Annotated in this window: 3 protein-coding genes; 1 reads left to right on the forward strand and 2 read right to left on the reverse strand. The window is 33.3% G+C overall.

Features of this window, described 5'->3' with window-relative positions; translation table 11 throughout:
- Positions 1 to 1,577, reverse strand: a 1,577-nt coding sequence (locus Q8907_13170; GenBank protein ID MDP4275221.1) for a hypothetical protein, incomplete at its 3' end; no start/stop codon positions are given.
- Positions 1,578 to 1,590: 13 nt separating this feature from the next.
- Complete coding sequence (locus tag Q8907_13175; GenBank protein ID MDP4275222.1) at positions 1,591 to 2,388, reverse strand: hypothetical protein; 798 nt, start codon at positions 2,386 to 2,388, stop codon at positions 1,591 to 1,593.
- 655 nt (positions 2,389 to 3,043) lie between these two features.
- Between Q8907_13175 and Q8907_13180 the strand changes: the two genes are divergently transcribed.
- Positions 3,044 to 4,479: hypothetical protein (locus Q8907_13180; protein ID MDP4275223.1), on the forward strand; the 1,436-nt coding region annotated here is incomplete at its 3' end.

The raw sequence follows: 4,479 nt of genomic DNA on the forward strand, positions 1-4,479 counted from the left end.
GAATAAATATCCCCATCAACAGTCACTGTTTGCTTTTTGCCATTGTCAAGCAAAAATGGCATAAGATTGATGGCCTGTCCATTAATTGTAAAATCATTCCCGGCAATGTTACAGGTCAGATTGTCCAGTTTTACATCATGATTTGCCAGTAATTTCCCGGATATTCCGGAAATAGTATAAGGATTACCCTTCACCTTAAGACTTACGTCATGAAAAACCGTTTCCCCCTGAATCAATGCGTTTAAAATATCATTTCTGGAAATCTGGGCATAACTTTTAGGTTTCCCGGAAATTTTAAGTTTGGCGTCAATTGTTCCCTCGGCTTTTTCAATGGTATCAAGGGGAAGATAATTGAGCAGGTCGGAGGCAACGATATGCGATGAAGCATCTATCGTAAAATATGGATTGTTGAAATTTACCATTTTCAACTTGCCGGATACCTGGCTTTCTCCAAGTTGCGAACTGAAATTTTTCAATTCTATAGTTGATGACTCGAAATCATTTCTAACGCCATTGCTGTATATTCCCAGTACTTTAAGATCTGTCAGTTTCAGCCTTGAATCTTTCTTTTGGAATTTACCATCAGAAATTTCAAAACTTGCAATAATATGAGGCTGATGACCTGAAGCCAGACTGCCGCTGATATGACTGTTAAAAATAAGGTTACCTGAACCTTCATATTGCCGCAGGGGAGCACTAAACTGTTGAGGTAAATTTGCAATAAAACGGTCTATGTCCAGATTTAAACCTTCCACATTAAGGTCTATGCTTTTTTGCTTTCCAAGTATAAAGCCTCCATCTACAAAAAATTTCATGTCATCCAGAATAAATTTCCCTTTTTTGATTCTGTACTTTTTACCTGAGACATCAAATTGAAAAGAAAGTTTTATTTCTGGCCGGTTCAGATATTGAAATTTTCCAATAATCAATTTTTGCATTCTTAACAAACCTTCTTCACTAAGCTTGAAATCGGAGCGGAAGAAATCGCCTTTAAGCCGGCTATGTTTAATTGAAGCTAACAAGTGGACATTAGTCCCAAGATTATATAATTGGAAATTGACATCGGTAAGCTTAACATTTCTTAAAGCCAACTGGAAATTCGAAGTTTTATTCTGCCTGACAGGCTTTAAAATATGGTAATTATCGTGGCCGGCTTTATCTATAAACAGGTTTAGATTGCCATTGTCCAAATGAATATTTTTGATCTTATAATGTTTGTCAATAATATTCCAAACATTGAATTCCAGAAATAAATTCCTGGCTTTGAACAAGGTGTCGGTATTTACTTTGCCAAAAGAACGTCGATTGAATTCCCGGGTGGATTTAGCCACAACATCTTCAAATTGAAGGGATGCATTAGGAAATTTGCGGATAAGCGAAAGATGAACTTCTTTTACAGCAACTTCTGATTTGAGATATTTATTCAATTCATTGAGTGCAACCCTGGCCACCTCGTCTTCATAAAAAAAAGCAATGATCACACCAATACCAATAACAAGAAATATCAGTGCCGAAAGACTGATTGCAAAATATTTTAAAAATTTCAGCCCATGTGAAAAATGTAATCTTTTAACCATCAAAGAATAATACTTATTTTTTCTTTTTAAGATATTCTTTATAACAAATATTTATTCTTTCATAGATCTCATAATCCGTTCCCTGTAAGACAAAAATATTGGGGATACCGCAAAATTTCATGAAATCGTAAACTTCTTTTCCTTTCAGGCCTGTAATATCCCTGACGATAGAAGCATTATATTTTTTCTCCAGCTGCTTTTGAAGATTTTCTTCCTGCTGAAGTTCGGCTAATTTACGCATTGACTTCCCTTCTTTGCTGAATAAATTATATAGCATCGTAATGGGGCTTCCTATGGGTATTGAGGCCTGAGGTTTTAATGTTATCAAATCCTTCCTTTCAACAACAGCAGCCTTGGGATTAAATTTGGGCGTTTCCGGAAGTTTCAGGTCAATTACCTTTTGCCTGAACTGCTGATAACTTCCCAAGGAATAAATGGTAACTTTCTCAATGGAATAAACACGTTTCTGAAGCAGAATAAAAGGGCTGGAGGTATAATTACCCCAGAAAACTGAAGCAGGTATCTTACGCGTAAAATATCCTATGCTTGAAATACTCAAAGTATCTGAACGGTGAACAAAAAGGCTGAAGAAACCAAGACTGTCGCTTAAGGTACCCATCTTGGATTTTATGATTACGATACGTGCAAGTGAAACAGGACTATTGTCATCCTGGTCCCGGACCTGGGCATAAACTTTTTTATACTGCCCCGAATAATAATCAATTTGAGCAAATATAGGCTGACTAAGGGAAACAGCTAAAACGACCATACCCGTAAAAAGTCTTAATTTTTTAATGTATTTTACCAGCACTAACCGAAAAACTTTTGTATGTCTGATAGATTGAAAAAGATTCATTAATTATCAATTTGTATTTATAAGAAGTAAAAAACTTCTTCATCATTAAATCATTTAACCTTTAGGTTTTCCTCAGAAAACAAATAGAATAGAACAAAAAGCCTTTAAACTTAAAAAAATTAATTTATTCTGCCTTTTAAATTTATAAACTTGTTAATGTCAGATTTATTATTAAACAAACATCTAACACTCTTTCTTTAAACATTAAATTTTATAATATCCTTGCTTTTCTTCCTGTCAACTCAGTTATCCGCTGTAAGCAATAACGACTAAGCTACAGATTGATAATTTGTCTGCAACATCAATTTCTTCCGCTAAGACAAACAAAGATACATTTCAATTTTAAATTATCCTCAATTAAATCGGGAAACCTAAAACTAATTTCAGGTTCACTGAAGCCTGCCGGTTTATTAAACTTTTACCAGGAACTGACTTCTGCCCATTATGTATAGGGCTGATATTTAATCCGGCTGAAAATATTTCCGTAATTGTTCATTAAAAATCCGGATCAGGCTCAGAATTTGCTTTTCTTTTTTTTCATAGGTGCTTTTACTAACTTTACAGGTCTATATAAACTTCCGTTTTTACTGTGATGCTCAAAATGAAATTAATGTTGAAAAAATTCAACTATTTAATATTAGCTGTTATACTGATTGCACTTGCCTGGATTTCTGAAAAAAACCTTTTGCAAAATAAGTACAATCAGTTTGATGTTGAAGAATTCCAGCAAACTATCCACAAAAAAGAAAATGGGATACAAAAATTAATGGAGGACATCGCCGTTAATCTGAAAACCACCTCTTATAAAAAGTATTTCGACGAAAATTCCAGGTTTTTTGAAAACTTACATAAAAACAAAGGATACATCCTGCTTTTTTATAAAAATGACAGCTTAAAATTCTGGTCTGACAATTTGATTGACATAAGCAATAAATTCAGCCAGTCAAAATTTGTCCGTAATTTTATTCACCTGAAAAACGGATGGTTTATATGCAAGACTCAAAAAAACGGCAATCAGATATTAGTAGGCCTTATTTTAGTAAAATACGATTATGCCCTTGAAAACAAGTTTCTAAAAAATACTTTTCAGGAAGATTTTCGCCTTAATCCGTCGGTTGAAATAAACTACCACCAAACCAAACATAATTTTAAAATTGAAGATTTATCAAAGCACTATTTATTCTCCCTGAATTTTTCAAATGCTACCAAAATTAAATTGCTTCAGTTTTACCTACCTATTTTTCTTTATCTCTCTGGCTTGATTTTCTTACTGATATCATTCATACAGTTAATTAAACGAATTTCAAAACCCAAAATTAAAAAATGGACCATCTTACTGCTGGCATTTCTGTTATTTGGCCTCAAATTTATTATGGTTCAATATCAATGGCCTGATGTCATCTACTCGCTGGAACTCTTTTCCCCCAAATACTTTGCCATATCCAATTTTTTACCTTCCCTGGGTGATCTGTTACTAAGCTCTATATTTGCTTTTTACATTGTTTTTATTTTTTACCGGGAATTTCATTTTTATGTACATCTGCTTACAAAATTCAAATTAAGGGCATACGCAATCAGATACATTCTGTTATTATCATCGGTTGTCGGTTTCTTTTTGACTTATTATCTTTTTCATTCCCTGATACTTAATTCAAATATTACCTTTGAAGCCAGTAAGATTCTAGATCTGAGTATTTACAGTTTCGTAGGCCTGTTGGTAGTTGCCTTAAATTTCACATCCTTTGCACTATTGGTCGATAAAACAACAATTTTTTATAAAACTTTTTTTAATCTTACCACTCTTATCATTGAATATGTTATTGCCATAAGTGTTTTCTATGTCTTAGGCAGAATCGCAGGATACAAACTGGATATTTTTTCAATTCTTTTCCTCATTTTTATCATTGGTTTTATTGCTTTTATCAGGTCTAAGAAAAAATATATTTACCAATATTCAACTTTCGCATTGATCGCTTTTTTGTTCTCCTTTTATACTGTCATTTTCATCACCCAGACTACAAAAGTTAAGGAAAGGAACAATAAAAA

It is taken from the genome of Bacteroidota bacterium (assembly GCA_030706565.1).
In the GTDB taxonomy this organism is placed as follows: Bacteria; Bacteroidota; Bacteroidia; order Bacteroidales; family JAUZOH01; genus JAUZOH01.